The organism is Terasakiella brassicae (genome assembly GCF_014641495.1).
In the GTDB taxonomy this organism is placed as follows: Bacteria; Pseudomonadota; Alphaproteobacteria; order Rhodospirillales; family Terasakiellaceae; genus Terasakiella; species Terasakiella brassicae.
Window position 1 is genome coordinate 1 of the sequence record NZ_BMHV01000038.1, and the last position, 17,240, is coordinate 17,240.

The 17,240-nt window shown below is 46.5% G+C and carries 16 protein-coding genes and 2 pseudogenes; 5 read left to right on the top strand and 13 right to left on the bottom strand.

What is annotated here, in order from left to right:
- On the top strand, window positions 1-304 hold a 304-nt coding region (locus tag IEW74_RS16110; protein ID WP_188667024.1), incomplete at its 5' end, for a transposase.
- Between the two features lie 66 nt (window positions 305-370).
- On the opposite strand, the gene IEW74_RS16115 is transcribed toward IEW74_RS16110, so the two are convergent.
- The 4 genes from IEW74_RS16115 to IEW74_RS16130 form a co-directional block, all read right to left on the bottom strand.
- Window positions 371-931, bottom strand: coding sequence for an acyl-CoA synthetase (locus IEW74_RS16115; protein ID WP_188667026.1), 561 nt, complete (start codon window positions 929-931; stop codon window positions 371-373).
- A 12-nt stretch (window positions 932-943) separates the two neighbouring features.
- Complete coding sequence (locus IEW74_RS16120) at window positions 944-2,995, bottom strand: protein kinase family protein (protein ID WP_188667028.1); 2,052 nt, start codon at window positions 2,993-2,995, stop codon at window positions 944-946.
- Between the two features lie 197 nt (window positions 2,996-3,192).
- Entirely contained in the window at window positions 3,193-4,485 is a 1,293-nt protein-coding gene (locus IEW74_RS16125; RefSeq protein ID WP_188667030.1) for an adenylosuccinate synthase, read from the bottom strand.
- Window positions 4,486-4,515: 30 nt separating this feature from the next.
- Window positions 4,516-5,649, bottom strand: coding sequence for an ATP phosphoribosyltransferase regulatory subunit (locus IEW74_RS16130; RefSeq protein ID WP_188667032.1), 1,134 nt, complete (start codon window positions 5,647-5,649; stop codon window positions 4,516-4,518).
- Between the two features lie 349 nt (window positions 5,650-5,998).
- Between IEW74_RS16130 and IEW74_RS16135 the strand changes: the two genes are divergently transcribed.
- Window positions 5,999-6,997, top strand: a complete 999-nt coding sequence (locus IEW74_RS16135) for an NAD(P)H-quinone oxidoreductase (protein WP_188667034.1) — start codon at window positions 5,999-6,001, stop codon at window positions 6,995-6,997.
- Window positions 6,998-7,117: 120 nt separating this feature from the next.
- Complete coding sequence (locus IEW74_RS16140; RefSeq protein ID WP_188667036.1) at window positions 7,118-7,702, top strand: DUF1013 domain-containing protein; 585 nt, start codon at window positions 7,118-7,120, stop codon at window positions 7,700-7,702.
- 1,571 nt (window positions 7,703-9,273) lie between these two features.
- Here the strand turns inward: IEW74_RS16140 and IEW74_RS16150 are convergent.
- From IEW74_RS16150 to IEW74_RS17675, 6 genes and pseudogenes are all read right to left on the bottom strand, one after another.
- Window positions 9,274-9,860 (bottom strand): annotated as a pseudogene (locus tag IEW74_RS16150) (tyrosine-type recombinase/integrase).
- A gap of 156 nt (window positions 9,861-10,016) precedes the next feature.
- The gene (locus IEW74_RS16155) at window positions 10,017-10,451 is read right to left on the bottom strand and encodes a hypothetical protein (RefSeq protein WP_188667041.1); all 435 of its coding nucleotides are present in this window, start codon (window positions 10,449-10,451) and stop codon (window positions 10,017-10,019) included.
- Between the two features lie 241 nt (window positions 10,452-10,692).
- Entirely contained in the window at window positions 10,693-13,221 is a 2,529-nt protein-coding gene (locus IEW74_RS16160) for a DEAD/DEAH box helicase (RefSeq protein WP_188667043.1), read from the bottom strand.
- Between the two features lie 192 nt (window positions 13,222-13,413).
- Window positions 13,414-13,683: a hypothetical protein gene (locus IEW74_RS16165; RefSeq protein ID WP_188667045.1), complete on the bottom strand. Its 270-nt coding sequence runs from the start codon at window positions 13,681-13,683 to the stop codon at window positions 13,414-13,416.
- A gap of 132 nt (window positions 13,684-13,815) precedes the next feature.
- Entirely contained in the window at window positions 13,816-14,175 is a 360-nt protein-coding gene (locus IEW74_RS16170) for a hypothetical protein (RefSeq protein ID WP_188667047.1), read from the bottom strand.
- Entirely contained in the window at window positions 14,172-14,450 is a 279-nt protein-coding gene (locus IEW74_RS17675) for a DUF6626 family protein (protein WP_373283817.1), read from the bottom strand. The genes IEW74_RS16170 and IEW74_RS17675 overlap by 4 nt, the downstream gene beginning before the upstream one ends.
- Window positions 14,451-14,557: 107 nt before the next feature.
- On the opposite strand from IEW74_RS17675, the gene IEW74_RS16175 reads away from it, so the two are divergent.
- A complete protein-coding gene (locus IEW74_RS16175) occupies window positions 14,558-14,929 on the top strand; it encodes a hypothetical protein (RefSeq protein ID WP_188667049.1) in 372 nt (123 codons plus the stop codon).
- A 161-nt stretch (window positions 14,930-15,090) separates the two neighbouring features.
- Here IEW74_RS16175 and IEW74_RS16180 read toward each other — a convergent pair whose 3' ends face one another.
- Both IEW74_RS16180 and IEW74_RS16185 read right to left on the bottom strand, forming a co-directional pair.
- Complete coding sequence (locus IEW74_RS16180) at window positions 15,091-15,387, bottom strand: HigA family addiction module antitoxin (protein WP_188667051.1); 297 nt, start codon at window positions 15,385-15,387, stop codon at window positions 15,091-15,093.
- Window positions 15,388-15,416: 29 nt separating this feature from the next.
- Complete coding sequence (locus tag IEW74_RS16185) at window positions 15,417-15,695, bottom strand: type II toxin-antitoxin system RelE/ParE family toxin (protein WP_188667053.1); 279 nt, start codon at window positions 15,693-15,695, stop codon at window positions 15,417-15,419.
- Between the two features lie 487 nt (window positions 15,696-16,182).
- On the opposite strand from IEW74_RS16185, the gene IEW74_RS16190 reads away from it, so the two are divergent.
- Entirely contained in the window at window positions 16,183-16,779 is a 597-nt protein-coding gene (locus IEW74_RS16190; protein ID WP_188667055.1) for a tyrosine-type recombinase/integrase, read from the top strand.
- A gap of 359 nt (window positions 16,780-17,138) precedes the next feature.
- On the opposite strand, the pseudogene IEW74_RS16195 reads toward IEW74_RS16190, so the two are convergent.
- A pseudogene (locus IEW74_RS16195) lies at window positions 17,139-17,240 on the bottom strand (IS110 family transposase); the annotation flags it as partial.

Genomic DNA, 17,240 nt, shown 5'->3' on the forward strand with positions numbered 1-17,240 from the left:
CATCTCCAAAAAGTTGACGCAAGATTTGTCAGAACAAGGGGTTGAGTTCATTACAAAACACCGAAAGAAAATGAAACCAGCCAATCATACTTCTTTCCAGAAATGGTTCCTGTCCAAACGGGCAATTGTCGAAGCTGTTATCGGACAACTGAAAGAAATTTGCCAGATTGAACATTCAAGACACAGGAAAACAGATCATTTCTTCATCAATCTGCTTGCAGGATTGGCTGCATATGTTTTGAAACCGAGGAAACCTGCATGTTCACTGAAAGCCTTGCCGACAACATTCCTTATCCCGAATTGACGTTATTTACTGAAAACACTTTGTCAGCAGTCTGAAAGCACCGATCACATGAACGGTGCTTTTTCTTTATTTTTTTCTTTGATCGGCTTTTGGCGCCCCCGGGGCACTTGGTGCATTTGGTTCTTTGGCCTCGCTCTCTTCCATTGGATCGTCTTCAAGGTTGGCAACCGCATTGCCCCATTCAGCCAGTAATCTTTTTTGGTTGGCACGCAGGATTGACACGCGCCGTTGGGCAATAAAGGTCATAACCGTTGTAACGATGGGTGGGGTGACGATAAATAAAACCCAGCCAACGGCGGCAGACCCATACATGGTAAAGAGTGAGAAAACATCGGTTAGAATGTCAATCGCGACCGACATACTGTTGCTGCCCATCCATAGATCCAACAGGTACGGGAAAACACCAGCCAAGTTCATGGCCATAACGCTGATAAAGGCAAAACGTTGCGGGGATCGGTCGACAAGAACAGCCACAAAAGTCGGCAGCATGCCAAAGACAACCAGAACCAGGGATGCCATTGAGACCAGCATCAGGATGACGGCGGCAAACAGCGCCATCATACCCAAGAGCATAAGGCCGCCACCGCCTTTTTTGGGAGGAACTTTTCTAACTGGTTTTTTTGCCATCTTGTTTGTGCCTTACCAGAGTTTACCCAAAAAGGTGACGGAGATGATGAGGAGAGCAATAACAATGGCAGTCATTGCAGCGGCTTGCTCGCCCAGTCGGCTTGAATTTTTTTGCATGGTGTTGGAGCCGTCTTCTATATCTTTAATCTCATTTTCGGCATCTTCAAATTCTTTGCAAGCGTCTTTGAAATCCATATGATCTTGTGCGCGCTGTTCGGCATTATCCAGCAAATTAAACAAGTCTGCCAAGTTGCCTTTGCGGATTAGTTTCGGGACTTCTTTTTCCAGTTCTTCGCGAATGGATTTGCTGTGATAGGCCTTGATCGCTGGTCCCATATGGGCACCGACCCAACTTGTAAAGCCAAGCACCGCGCCCGATTTTGTACGCCATTGAACAAGGGCCAACAGGCTGAGCATCCCCAATGTGGCAATTTCTTCACGATCATCTCCAACCGCTTTGACATGAGGGTCAATGTTTTGGTTTAGGCGTGCGGCAATAAAGGCAACGATATGGCGGTCAATCGGTTTGCGTTTTTTATCAATTTTGGCCGATACCCGTTCCAGGGCGGGCATGAGCTCCTTGATCGTTGTGACGTATTCTTCGACGATCAAAGGGCTTTGGCACGGAAGGGTCGGGTTGGTTTCATAAAGGCAGCGTTCAATCCCATAACCGATTTTGCGTTCCTGTACGAAATCCAGCAATTGATCGAAGTTCTTTTCAAGGGCAACGTAAACCGGGTTATAGGTGTCCTGAGCATCAAACCACGCGCGCGGCAAGCCACGCGAGATCACTTCAACCGGTGTATTGGCGTTACCTTTTTGTAAAATGGAATGAGCAAGTGTGGTGCCGAACCCGTCTGGCATGAACCAGCAATCTTTGTATCGAACAGGTAAGGAAGGATCGAGAACGATGCTGATCCGTGCGGCTATTAAGTCTTTGTCACCCGCCTGATTCTGCGCCATATGAATCGCGTTGGAGGCGGCGGCAGACAAATCGGAATTTTCCAGATCGCGCTTCAGCCATGTTTCAAGAAGATTATCTTTCACCAGACGGTCAACCTGTGACGGCATGCGCGAAACGGCCAAGGACAAGGTACGGGTATTAAAATGTTCGCGGCCCGCATAATCAATATAACGTTTGGCTTTTGGCGCGGATTTTTTCTGAATGGGGGTTAAGCGCCGACCATTGATCCAAAGGTCCAGTTGTTCCAGACTCCAGCGTTCATGTTCATCATCGGATAACAGCCCGCGTAAACATTCCACCATATTTGCCGGGATTGGTTCTTGGGCCACCAAAGTCGTGTAAGACCCCTCGATCATCTTTGCATAAAGAATTTCATCGTCGGTGCGCAAATGGGGAACCGGGTTGCCACCGGCTAGCGCGAACATGATGGACACGCCAAGGGCATACATATCATCACTGACATCGCCCGCGCCGCGTCCTGCCGGCGGGGCGGCGCCGCGTTCCAATGTTTCAAATAAAATCGGTTGATCGTATCCGGCCGGAACGGTGGCACAATCCCCCAGAACAAGCCGCTCCATTGACCCATCCATAAAAAACAGGTTGGACGGGCGGATTTGGCGGTGGGATACCCCGCGTGAGGAGAGTTCCATCAAGCCGTGACAAAGCGGTTCAATGATCTTGCGGACCATTTCATGCTGGTTGATTTTTCCAAGGTGATCCAGCAATCGCCCGCCATTTGGGCGTTCATAAATCACGGCAATCGTGCGTTGATTAAACAAAGGCCATGAGACGATCCCCCATTCGACAAGACCCATTGCACCACGAATGTTAGCCCCTTTTAGAATTTCTAAAACACCGGTTCTAACACCCAGAAAAGGCGGGCAAATTAAGGCAAAAAGCTTACGTTCGCTGTTGCGTTTATCTTCGGCAACATAGGCGCGTGCGGATGGGGTGGACAGTTCAGGGATGGGTGAACCGGGCAGAATATTGAAACGATCCAACGTCACAGGGGGAATCGGCTTTGCCTTTTCCTTCGGTGCAGCGGCACTGGGGGCTGCATCCGGTGCAGCTTGCGTGTCGGGTTTATCCTGTTCGGCCATAAATGGGTCTTTTCTCTATGCGCGTGGGTTTTGTGTCTTGTTTCGACTAACACTGCGCATATGGTAGCCGAAAAGAAAATAGAAATCACATAAATGTTAAAAGACAAACAGTTAAAAGGGAGTGAAAAAAATAAAAAAAATACCCCGATCCAAAGATCAGGGTATTTTTAAGAATTAAATTTTGTTTGTTTTGTCGATCAACCACCAAACGGGTCTGTCACCAAAATGGTATCGTCGCGTTCCGGGCTTGTGGAACAAACGGCAACCGGTGCTTCGATCAATTCTTCAACGCGTTTGACGTACTTGACACATGTTGCGGGTAAATCGCCCCAGCTACGTGCGCCTTCTGTGCTTTCTTTCCAGCCTTCCATTACTTCATAGACGGGGACAACGCGCGCTTGTTCTGCCGGGTTTGACGGCAGGTGTTTGATCACTTTGCCATCCAGTTCATAGCCGGTGCAGATTTTCAATTCATCCATACCGTCTAGAACATCCAGTTTGGTCAAGGCAATGCCGCTGATACCGTTTACTTTAACCGCTTGGCGAACCAGAACCGCATCGAACCAGCCGCAACGGCGTTGACGACCTGTGACTGTGCCAAATTCATGGCCGCGTTCCCCAAGGCCTTTTCCGACTTCGTCCAGCAATTCTGTCGGGAAAGGGCCGGAACCAACACGTGTTGTGTAAGCTTTGGTAATGCCGAGGATATAGTTCAAAGACCCCGGTCCCATACCGGAACCTGCAGATGCTTGACCTGCAACGGTGTTGGATGACGTTACAAAAGGAACGGTTCCGTGGTCGATATCCAGCAAAGTTCCTTGTGCCCCTTCAAACAGAATACGTTGGCCTTTGCTTTTTGCTTCATCCAGCAATTGCCAAACAATCTTGGAATAAGGCATCAATTTCGGTGCCATTTCCAACAACGGGTTTAAAAGGTCTTCAACGCTGAATTCGTCTTTGCCCAGACCGCGCAGGATGGCGTTATGATGAGTAAGCAGCTTTTCGATTTTTGCCGGCAAAGTTTCCGGGTCTGCCAAATCGCCAAAACGAATGGCGCGGCGCCCCACTTTATCTTCGTAAGCCGGGCCGATGCCGCGACCTGTTGTGCCGATTTTGGCATTGCCAAGGGCTTCTTCACGCACATTATCCAGTTGTTGGTGGATCGGCAGGATCAAACAGGCATTTTCCGCAATAGCCAGATTATCCGGGGTGATTTCAACACCCTGGCCGCGAATGGTGTCCATTTCGCGCAAAAGGGCTGCGGGGTCGATGACGACACCATTCCCGATGACGGACAGTTTACCACCGCGCACGATACCGGACGGCAGCAGGCTGAGTTTATATTTCACACCGTCGATAACAAGAGTATGGCCTGCGTTGTGACCGCCTTGAAAACGAACGACGACATCGGCACGTTCGCAAAGCCAATCAACGATCTTGCCTTTACCTTCGTCGCCCCACTGGGACCCGACCACTACTACGTTTGTCATTGGTGAAAATCTCCGTCTTGAATACTGCCCTTAACGGGACAGTGCTACGATGTTTCCGTTTAAGAAGATGTGACTGCACCCCATGCGCAAGCCTTCGGCCTGTTCGTCTGGGACCTCTTGCAATCCGTTTACGATAATATGTCCATCCGCTCTGAGACGTGCGCCTTCTTGTGAAGGTGTTGCAAAGGGAAGGAAAACTTTTTCAGGTGTGTCTGGTTTTTCAAGGGCGCGCATCAGGCTGTCTACAAACACAGTAAACCCTGTCGCAGCCTCGCCTGAGCCTGCCACATAGCGACCACCCCGGCCCAGTTCCCCACGTGCGCCTTTTGCATAATAGGTATAGGCCACACCCGTATGATATTCATACCCGCGATTTTCCGAGGCATCGATTGTAATGCTCAGGGCCGGGGCTTGTGATTTGACCAGATCATATACATTGATCAGGCGTTCACGTAATTCTTTTGCTTTGCCGCCAAGGTCCAGTTTTTTTAACATGGCAATGGCGTGGGAGGCCGGTCCGGCACTGTCCAGCAATTGTGCAAAAAGATTTGCCGCCACACCGCCGAGTGCCTTCACGCTTGCCGCATCCTTGCGATCCAGTGCCATGCGTAAATCTTCGCGGGTCTGTTGGTCCATGTTTAAATCTTCGCAAATCGCAGGGACAAGGGCAGGCAAGCCCAGATCGACGCTGAGATTTTTGACACCCGCTTTGCTTAAAGCTTCATGGGCCAGCAGGATGATTTCACAATCTGCGGCATGTGCGTCTGATCCGATCAATTCGATCCCGGTTTGGGTGAATTGGCGTTCCGGGCGAAGCTGGGAACCTTTAACACGCAAAACCTGCCCGGCGTAGCTCAGACGTAAAGGACGTGGTGCATTGATCAGGCGGGTGGTTGCGATACGTTCGACCTGTACGGTCATATCGGGGCGAATCCCCAACATGCGCTGCGAGACAGGGTCCATAACGCGAAAGGTTTGTGCCGAAATTGCCGCACCGCTGCCTTGCAGCAGGTTGTCTTCAAATTCAATAAGGGGCGGTTTAACGCGATCATAGCCCATAGATGCAAAAGTATGCATAAGATGATCGACAACGGATGCTTCGTGTTGTGCATCAATTGGTAAAACATCTTCTAGGCCGGTTGGCAGCAAGGCTCTGTCAGTCATATCCCTATCCGCGCGAGTTGAGGGCGCAAAAATTCCAAACGCGGCTTTCTAGCCGGATTCAATGAAAACGGCAACGGTAAATATTATTTATGTTACGCTGTTGTTTCGTATGGGGTGGAATTAATTAGGGCTGCCGTTCTCTAATATGGAACTGGCAGCCCCTATTTTATGGCCTCAACCTGTCAAACTTGCCTTTTGTCGGCAGAGGCACTCTAGGCGGGGAAAAAGGGTCGGGTCAAGAAAAATAGTTGCTGCAGCGCAATAAAAATTGACGTTTGTCAAGGAAACTAAATTATTTTAAAAAGCAAGACTGTGTATTTTATTGAACAAAAAATAGGGTCCGGTGGTTATGATCGAACAGACGATGAAGTGTGTGGAAATACGTGAGCCGGGTGGACCGGATGTTTTGACAATGACTGAGCGCAATGTCCCCGTTGCGCAGGCCGGCGAGATCCTCGTTAAGGTTGCGGCGGCAGGTGTGAACCGCCCGGATGTCATTCAACGAAAAGGGCTTTATCCGCCACCACCGGGGGCATCCGACCTATTGGGGTTGGAGATTTCAGGCGAGGTCGTTGCACTGGGGGAAGGTGTTACAAACCTGTCTGTTGGGGACACTGTTTGTGCCCTGACCAACGGGGGTGGCTATGCCCAGTATTGTGTTGTCCCGGCTGAACAGTGTTTACCCGTTCCATCCGGTTTAACGATGGAAGAAGCCGCCGCTGTACCAGAAACTTTTTTTACAGTTTGGTTTAATCTTTATCTTCAGGGGGGATTAAAACCGGGACAGACTTTGTTGGTTCAAGGTGGTTCCAGTGGAATCGGGACAACGGCGATACAGATGGCAACGGCATTGGGTGTGACGGTCTTTACGACAGCGGGCAATGACGCCAAATGTCAGGCGTGCCGCGATCTCGGGGCCTCATTGGCGATTAATTATAAAGACAAGGATTTTGTCGAGGTTATAAAAGAAGTCACAAACGGAAAAGGCGTGGATATGATTCTCGATATGGTCGGTGGCGATTATATCTCCCGTCATATTAAATGTTTGGCGAAAAAGGGACGTTTGATCAATATCGCCTATTTGCAGGGGGCCAAGGCGGAAGTGAACTTCATGTCGGTGATGATGAAACAATTGACGATTACCGGGTCAACGCTTCGCCAACAGCCACTGGAGATTAAAAAGCAAATCGCCCAGCAATTGCGTGAAACGGTCTGGCCCTTAATTGAAAGCGGCAAGGTTAAGCCTGTTTTGTTTAAATCATTTGCCATGAGCGAGGCGGCAGCGGCACATGAATTGATGGAAAGCAGCCAACATATCGGTAAAATCGTCTTGAATGTTGAAAGTTGACACCTTTCATATGGAAGAAGTTTGACCTGAGCGAAAAGTCCATTATATATAGGGTAACAAATCAATTAGATTGACCATGTTCAATCGAGATTATTCTTACTTAAGAAAAGGAATACCAAGATGGCGCTGCCTCTTATGCCCAAGGCGACGGCCGTTTGGCTCGTCGAAAACACAGCTCTGAGCTTTATCCAAATCGCTGATTTTTGCGGCTTGCATGAATTGGAGATTCAAGCCATTGCAGATGGTGATGTCGGTATGGGCATGCAGGGCATGGATCCGATTGCAAATGGTCAGTTGACGCAAGCTGAACTGGACCGTTGTGCGGCAGACCCGGCGGCCCGTTTGAAATTGGCGCGCTCAACCAACCCGGTTCCCACAGCCCGTGGCAAGGGTGCGCGTTATACACCTGTTTCCAAACGTCAGGACCGCCCGGACGGAATTGCATGGCTTGTGAAAAATCACCCGGAACTGCAAGATGTGCAAATTTCCAAACTGTTGGGAACAACCAAGCCGACCATTAAAGCAATCCGTGATAAATCCCACTGGAATTCCCCCAACATTACAGCCCGCAACCCGGTAACTTTGGGGTTATGCACCGAAGCTGATCTGGAAAAAGCCGTTATCGTTGCACGCGCACGTGCAGCTAAGCTGGAAAAAGCGGAAGGTAAAGCTGCGGATCAGATTGAGGAAAATACAGAGGACTGATTTTTTTCTTCTCCTATACTGTATTGTTTGAATGAAAAAATGGTGCCATTTTCAGGCACGTTTCAGACGGGTTACAAAGGTCTCGCCATGGTGAGGCCTTGTGATTCGATGAAGGGGGCTTAAAGAACGTGATCCTAGAGCAAACCCCGAGTAATCTGACACAGATTACGACGACGCATTTGCGTAAAATCAATAAGTTAGAGCATGTCTTCTGAATTAGATTAAATGAGACATGCTCTAAGGTAATACGCCCGATTTTTTGTTGTGATGGGTTCATGTGGTCACTGCAACACTGTCTCCAGTTTATGAGCAGGGATTCTAAACCCCAACGTTTTTCTTGTTCGCGTGTTTAGTCTTTCAGCTATTTCATCAAGATCATTCTACGAATATCCTGATAAGCAGCTTCCTTTTGGAAAATATTGCCGCAGCAATCCATGATGGCCACCAGATAGAGAAAGCCGCGTCTCACCGGAAGTGGAGTAAGAAGCGCCGGAGCGCTTCTCCTCCCCGGAACCGTACGTGCACCTTCGGTAATATTTCTTCTCAGCCGAAATCCATGTACGGAATTGGTAGATTTCACCGTTTTGCCGTTTACGGTAAACGACAGCATCCGCACCGAGAATTGGGTGTTGGTCTGTAAACGTTTTAGTTTCGCGGGATTTATGTTCCACAATAATCACCAAAGTATGTAACTTTTGGGAAAGTTGAATTTCTAACCCATTGAAAAGTAACACACTTTGGTTGACTATGAAAAGATTTTGTAAGGTTTAAGTCTTTGTAATACTTATATTTTTTGAGTGAAATTTATTCCCACTCAATTTATACGTAGCCATAACCGCTTGCTCGCAAATGAATTAACGATGCTATGCAAAAAATATGTAATGGTTTTCCTTGATGCAAAATATTTTGATTTCGTATCCTGTTGTTGCCAAAGGCTTTTCTAAACTGCCGTTACATATTATGAGAATCCGAATTGACCACACATTCCGTGATACAAAGTGAGACTTCTTTCCATCACCCATAAGCGTTTCTATTCGCTAAAGTTGCTATTTTGAAGCTGCGTAGGTAACACGCTGTTACCACCGAGTGCCGACATGGCGGTTTGTGTTAATGCATAGATGAGAGGAATTGTCGCTTCGCTATCATGTAGGGTCGGTTTGATAAATGCCCCCTTAAGTGGCCCAGCTAAGTATATATATTAGTAGGTTCATTTAGCGGGGCTTTTTGCGAATTTACCCCAGAGGGATTGCCGCTTCGCTATTCACGCGGGTTGGGGTGTTTCTGATTAACCAGACCTAAAAAACCACCCCTGTAGGGGCTTACTCAATATTTTTATTAGCAAACCCCCATAAGGGTGGTTTTTTGGTAAAATACACCAACAGCACAAATTGACATGAGCAACGCGAATGGAGATGGTGCTGGGGTGTCGGTCTCTGCGGAAACGCAGATGACCGTCTATGATCTTATAAATTGTAAGAATGCCCTATTGACGGACATATTCAGATCGGCACCTGAATGTTATGTCCATCAGATTTACTTAATTTTGACCGAGGTAACACGATGTTACCAAATCACAAAATTCGTGCGGCGACGGCCTTCATGGTATCCGGGTTTGATTGACAGTAGACGGCTGTCTGGCTGATGTTGGCATGGCCCATCATGGTTTGGACGGTTTTGATGTCTACGCCGCTGTTGATGAGCTTGATCGGCGACCTGAGTGCGATGATACGGTCTCCGGCAATCCAGCCCGTCTGAACATTGCCTTCATAGCCATCTGCAAACTATGCCCCGTAAACCCCGACCCTTTTTGTGACCTGAACAATGATGAACCAGCGACCATCACAACATCAGAATTATGACGCCGGTCATCCAGATACGCCTTGAGGCTCTTACGGACCTTCGAATTACTCAAAAATACTTCCCGATTTCGTTTGTTCTTGCTGTTCACACGCATGATCTGGAAGTGATCCTTGATGCTGCCATCGGCGTTAACAACATCATTTATGGTTAATGATGCCAATTCCGCCACACGCAGTCCAAGACCAAAACTCATCATCAGAATTGCTGTATTACGAAGACCATGACGTTCCGCAGCGGTAATTCGGATTAATCGATTAAATTCAGCATCGGTCAAAACACGGGCTTTACCTTCGATCATTTTACGCCTCCATAATATGGGGAATTATCATGGTGATGATATTTTCCACGGTTACAAGGTGAATGTTTCACCATGAATGTTCTGGACACCGCAGTCCCCTTCATAATCGGGGATAATGTGCCAAATCCCATGTTATGTAATGACGGGCCAGAACTATCAAAAAGGTTCATGATGCACCTTTTGTTTTTTCCACCGGGTTTTCTGGTAGGCACGGTCAACAGCGTTAACAATGTCGGGGTCGTTTTCTTCAATCGCTGTTAACACCGTTGTTAACACCGCTTCGACGTCGGTTAACGAAATACCGGCACGGATCGTCGGATGTGACTTTATCGATACTGTTTGCGACGAGTATTTCAAATTGATGAGATACTCACCCTCATGCTCAAACCACCATGGGCGGAGCGGGACCTCTATGTGGGTTTCTTTACCGCCAACGTAGCGGCGGCGTTTGACGGTATAGGTCTTTCCTGCTTGGGCATCACGACAGGCGTCAATCTGCTGTTGCAGGGCGTTTCTGAACACATCGAGTGGATTTTTTCGGGGCACATGGGTGGCTGGTTTTGTGATGTCGGTAAAGTTTAAATCAATCATGAAAGCATCCTCGTTATTACATAAAATGCTATATTTTTAATCAGATATGTCAATTTATTTGCATGTTGTATCTGCGTTAAATGCTCTTTTGATGTTCAATTTTTGAGTCCACGCAACGGTTTCAATGCCATTCCATTTTGTTGTTCAATAATCGTGAAACTGACGTTGAAAGTGGAAGTCTAATGCAATTTTTTGAGCGAATCCAAAACATGAATAAATGAGAACAATGTGATAACTTATGCTATATTGCCTTATTAAAAGCATTCTTCACGGCAGTTGGAATTCGCTTTGCATCCTGACGATCATGATAGCCTCCATCGATTTCTTGGATGAAATCAATTACACGCCTTTCGGTCATTTCATCTTTATGCCCGGCAATGGTCGCTGCTTTGATGAAGGACATGGCTAATCCAAAGATACCAGTGTATCGGGCATCAGAATGTTCAGAATGTGACTGATATTCTGCGATTTTCTTGTGTGGAGCAAAATAGCAATCAGACAGCGTGCCATCCCATTCACGATATTCTGGTTCATCATTGTCATTGGCTGCTTTTTCTGGACCTTCATATTCAAGCGGTGCAATCTGTTCGCCGGGCATATCGTGGACAATGGCCCGTTCCACCCATTGCACCGGGTCAATTTCTTTACCCGGATATTCATTGAAGAACCCTTCACCATCTGCTGTCGGCATCGGAGCATAAAATAGACTTGATGCCGTGAATTTGCTTACATCAAAGCCGTGGCGTTTAACAACTTTATTGAGCCTTGCCAATTTGTTTGCTGTTTTATCATCATGGTAACCTTTGTCGTTCAACACCCGGACAATCGATTTGACGATAATCTGGTGAACTTCCACGCTCATGATTGACGTGGTTGGAAAGAAGGCTCGCCAGCGGTCATGACCGCTGAAAGTATTCATGGTCACCATGTGTAGATCAGGGAAGTACTTACGAAATTCTTCTGGTGTCAGATCACCACCGTCGCAATCAAACCAAACACCATTACAATACTTGATGTTAGCAAGGCCGCGATTGGTTTCTTCGGATAGATCAGCATCAAAGACAGCAGAAGAAATCAAAAAGTTCGAGTTCTTCATTTGACGACCTTGAATGGCATGAGCATCACGAAGTTGCTGGATCAGTTCTGCGTTGCTCAGCCGTAGACGGTAGTCAGGTGTCGAAGAATAGATACTATCAAACATCTGAACTGTGAATTTCTTGTAATTCCTCTTGATCTGCTTGAGCAATTCAGACCCGTCTGCCGGGTCTGATTTATGTAACGAAATTGCCTTATCTATAGTATTTTCGTTACAACTTTCATGATGGACTAATTCCAGTTGTTCTTTGAGCAAACGACGTGTTTTTTCCGCCCGTAAACGGACCTGTCGCTCCGCTCCTGTAAATGATGTGCCGGTCTTCGTCTTGCGACCCGCTTTCTTCTTGGTCTTCTTTGGGATACCACCGAGCAATCCGATCTGGCAGCCATCAAAATATCGGGCCAGATATTCAGCCGTTCTCAAATCCGGCACAATCGCTGTTTTAGCGTTTGAATTATGGGGATCACGGATAGACCCTCGCATAATCGCTTGATAGGCAGCCTGACATCCGGTTGCGAATTTTACATAGTCAGCATCAAGACCTTGGCTCTGTAAAAATGCATAGTGGGCCGGAGTCCGGTTTAATGCCGACAAAAAGACAACGTGGTTAATATGCTGATATTCATTCATCCCATTACTAACGCCGGGTAAGCGTATGTTGCCATGACGTCCAAACAGATCATCCTGAATATCGTTATTGCCGACCCAAAGGAATTCTTGGTCACCGAGTTCTTTTTTGATCTGTTCGACCGACCAATCCAAAACGGGTTTTCCGTCAAGCTCAACATCGCGGGTTCGTTTAGACCAGTCATCCTCGAACAAATATTTGAAGGTAACCAGTTCACCATTATCGTGGTTGAAATACCGGGCAGCAGATGAAATGGCATAATGTTCATTGAAGTTTATGCCTTTGATGGTCCAATAAAGATTGAGTAAACTTTCGTCAAACATGGCCCCCATAATCACGACATTCTTGAAACCGTGAAAAACGCTTGGTTCCAGCATGCCGAAGAATGACAATGTATGTTTACCATGCTCGGTATCACCGTCATGGTGACGGTGGAATTGTTCTTTGCGGCAATAGACCGACCAATGATCATTCAGGATGCAAGAGGATACTTCCGAGAACATCGCAAAGACAGCATCGTTGTCTTCATTGCGTCGGTATTCAGACAGCTTTGAAGAAGTCGATGGAAATACCCTGTAGTGGATGGCATCAAAATCCTGCACCTCAATATTGCTGGTGAGTAATTTGTGACTGCGGGGAAGTTTAAAATCCCATGCCTTATCCACAGTGGGAATTTCATCAATGATGATGGTCCAATCACCACGGCGATGCCAATAGGGAAGTGTCAGGAAAGCGGCTTGGGTTATCAGAATAATTTCACCAACGTCATCTGCGTCGGATAAATGCCCCATGATTTCTTGCTTAATTGAACCACGGTGAAGTTTTTGATCATGGTCACCGTAATAGAAATTTACCCGGCATCGAATGCCCTGTTCCTTCATGTAATTGATGATGTCACGGTAAGTTTGATCGATCAAAATCTTGCTCGGTTGCACCAGTGCGATTTTTTGTCCGGCTTTTGCGGCGTTGTTGACGGCAAACCGGGCAGCGGCATAGGTTTTACCACTTCCGGCTAAAGCGTTCACTTTATCATAAGAATACGTCATTTTAGTTCCCGTTTTGTTCTTTTTGTTACCAAAAAAAGAGACCGTAGGCTTGGCTTTCTACGGTCTCTCAAGTTTCGTGTCAGGAACGACGACGATATAAATTCTGTGTATTGTCTGTCGCCGTGTTCCTGATCGAGTAATGCCGCCAAGCCCCCGATATATGTATTTATCCTCTGAGGAAATCCGCTTGGATCACCCCATCAATTGACCATCGGAAACTGATGCGAAGGCTTTGGCATCGGCTTGACGGTCAAAGTTCACAAAAATCATATTCGCCTTGTGATATTCAGCATCATCAAGCCATTCACGGATATCTTCCGGTGCCATCCCATCCAGTGGTTGTGGCTTTGTATAGTGTGTGCTGAAACAGCTTTCCATTGAAAGTGCTTCCGATGAAATGAGATCATCCGTTAGACCTTCATACGATTTGCCTACAGCAACTCGCCATGGTTGTTTCTTCATAATTGAATTCCTTCTTCTGCAAACGTTCACGACGTTATGTCGATTCAATAAGTGATTATAAAACAGCACCTTAAATGCTGTCATTTTATTGATTTACTTGAGTGAATCGCACTTTTCCAAGTATTCATCTTGTCAATTTTTATTATCATCCTGCATAGATTTTTGGAGTGCATCTAGATCGGTTGTCATGATCTGATCTCTATCAACACGGACCTTAACATTCCATATATCCGCAACCACGCCGTTCATTCTAGAAGTTGCTCTGTCGAATGTTTCAATGACCTCAATACGTGCTTCATCAAGCTTGTTAGAAACGATAATTTTTCCTGTGATTTCTACGAAACAAATACCGTCCCTCATTTCTGTATCGAAGTTTTTGACCAGAACGGTGTGGTCTTCCAGTTCAACTTTATCGTAGAGCCACAGGCCCGGACTGTATCCCATGGGGAAGCTGCCGTTAATCGTAATTGGCACAATCGTTATTTTGCTCATGACAACATCTTCCGAACTTTGTTGATGTAATGCTCAAGCCAGTGGCAAAGCTCTGTGTCTGTCGTTTCTGTCAGGCATGTTTGTAAATAGGTGTGGAGGTTACCATAGACCTCTGGGGAAGGTTGATGCCCGTTGTATCGAAGCATCGACAAATAGGTGCGTGAGCGGCCCATGGCGTCACGAGAAAAATCGGCTGCGTCGTTCAAATAACAATTCGCTCGTAGGAACTCGAACGCCTGTTCGAATAAGGGCCGGTGATCTGATTTTATCAGCATTGATCATGCTCCATTCAGTTTATCCTGACTGTATTTATCAATGTCGAACAACAATGCTGAAGTTGATGGATAAATAAAAAGAACAAGCACCAACGAGGAAACAGATCATGCGTCTGCAAGATTTTGACAATGAATATGAACCGAAGCCTAAACAACGGTTGTTTTGCTGGACGATTAACATCCGGGCAAAAGCCATGAGCAGATTATCGCCGTTCAATATGAATGATATCACAGTGGCATTCCCGATCCTGAATGCGACAACTGCGAATTTACGAAATATTCAAATGAAAGGCACTGGCGATTGCGGCCAGTTGATCGCATTTACCATCGACATTGCTGTGTTTGCGACCAGTGAAGCTGAATCGATGCGGATAGTGTTGGAGCCGACATTGCTTGATGTCACTCATAAAGACGGACAACTGACCTTGATTGAGCCGGAAGTGACCATTGGCGGGGAAAGTGTTTTGCCGGAAGTTTGATATAAAAAACTGATCGTTAAAAATCCCGTTTTCTATATCAATTTTTGAAAAGCATACTTCACGAAAATATGCAAAACTGTGAAGTATGTCTTTTTCGTTTTTTGTAATTTTATTGCTAAGAATTGTCTCATATTGAGACAATTTCGGCATTTTGGAAACCTTTAAGCTGTCGTGTTTTCTTCCGGCCATACCTTCCCCGGTTTCCACTGCCGTAGTTCCTGTTCTGCTTCGTAAACATCTAATGCAGTTTGCATATTGACCCAAGGAGTAGGTGAAATATTCAATGCACGGGCAATCTTGCTGGCTGTTGTCGGCGTCATACGAGCCTTACCATTTAATATCTGTGATACGGTTTTACGGCTCATTTCAATGGCATCAGCCAGTTCTGAAACCTGAATATTTCGCGGATCAATGACCATAGCCTTCAAGGCTTCGCCGGGATGGCTGGGTGGTCTCATTCTTTCAATTTGTGCCATCATCATCTCCATTAATGGTAATCTTCAAAATTCAAAATCAATACATCCGGGTCTTCCCACTCAAAGGTAATGCACCAGTTCCCCGATGCGTGCATGGAATATTCACCTTTCCGCATCCCCTTTAATTCGTGGAAGTTCTGGATACCAACGCATTGGGCCAGATCGGTAACATTATCCAGAAAGTCCATGATGTAGATACAATTTGCATGGTAGCGTTTGTTGATTTTTGAGGTCTTGCCCGTTTGAAATAATTCTTTCAGACCTTTGTGCTTTATCTTTGTAATCGGCATTCCATGTCCTTTGTGCGTTACGTGTAACGTAACACGTTACTCATGAGGTAACAAGTAAAACAAGAAACCCACATAGAGGTCCCGCTCCGCCCATGGTGGTTTGAGCATGAGGGTGAGTATCTCATCAATTTGAAATACTCGTCGCAAACAGTATCGATAAAGTCACATCCGACGATCCGTGCCGGTATTTCGTTAACCGACGTCGAAGCGGTGTTAACAACGGTGTTAACAGCGATTGAAGAAAACGACCCCGACATTGTTAACGCTGTTGACCGTGCCTACCAGAAAACCCGGTGGAAAAAAACAAAAGGTGCATCATGAACCTTTTTGATAGTTCTGGCCCGTCATTACATAACATGGGATTTGGCACATTATCCCCGATTATGAAGGGGACTGCGGTGTCCAGAACATTCATGGTGAAACATTCACCTTGTAACCATGGAAAATATCATCACCATGATAATTCCCCATATTATGGAGGCATCAAATGATCGAAGGTAAAGCCCGTGTTTTGACCGATGCTGAATTTAATCGATTAATCCGAATTACCGCTGCGGAACGTCATGGTCTTCGTAATACAGCAATTCTGATGATGAGTTTTGGTCTTGGACTGCGTGTGGCGGAATTGGCAGCGTTAACTATTAACGATGTCATGAACGACGATGGCTCCATCAAGGACCACTTCCAGATCATGCGTGTGAACAGCAAGAACAAACGAAATCGGGAAGTATTTTTGAGTAATTCGAAGGTCCGTAAGAGCCTCAAGGCGTATCTGGATGACCGGCGTCATAATTCTGATGTTGTGATGGTCGCTGGTTCATCATTGTTCAGGTCACAAAAAGGGTCGGGGTTTACGGGGCATAGTTTGCAGATGGCTATGAAGGCAATGTTCAGACGGGCTGGATTGCCGGAGACCGTATCATCGCACTCAGGTCGCCGATCATTCGCCACAAAGCTCATCAACAGCGGCGTAGACATCAAAACCGTCCAAACCATGATGGGCCATGCCAACATCAGCCAGACAGCCGTCTACTGTCAATCAAACCCGGATACCATGAAGGCCGTCGCCGCACGAATTTTGTGATTTGGTAACATCGTGTTACCTCGGTCAAAATTAAGTAAATCTGATGGACATAACATTCAGGTGCCGATCTGAATATGTCCGTCAATAGGGCATTCTTACAATTTGTAAGATCATAGACGGTCATCTGCGTTTCCGCAGAGACCGACACCCCAGCACCATCTCCATTCGCGTTGCTCATGTCAATTTGTGCTGTTGGTGTATTTTACCAAAAAACCACCCTTATGGGGGTTTGCTAATAAAAATATTGAGTAAGCCCCTACAGGGGTGGTTTTTTAGGTCTGGTTAATCAGAAACACCCCAACCCGCGTGAATAGCGAAGCGGCAATCCCTCTGGGGTAAATTCGCAAAAAGCAGCGGTGTTAATTGTCAAGCGCCGCTGCATAATGTTGTCTCATTCTTGCATTTAAAATACCGATCATCTTTCTGATGACGGCGACGACTGCCACTTTTCCCGGTTTTCC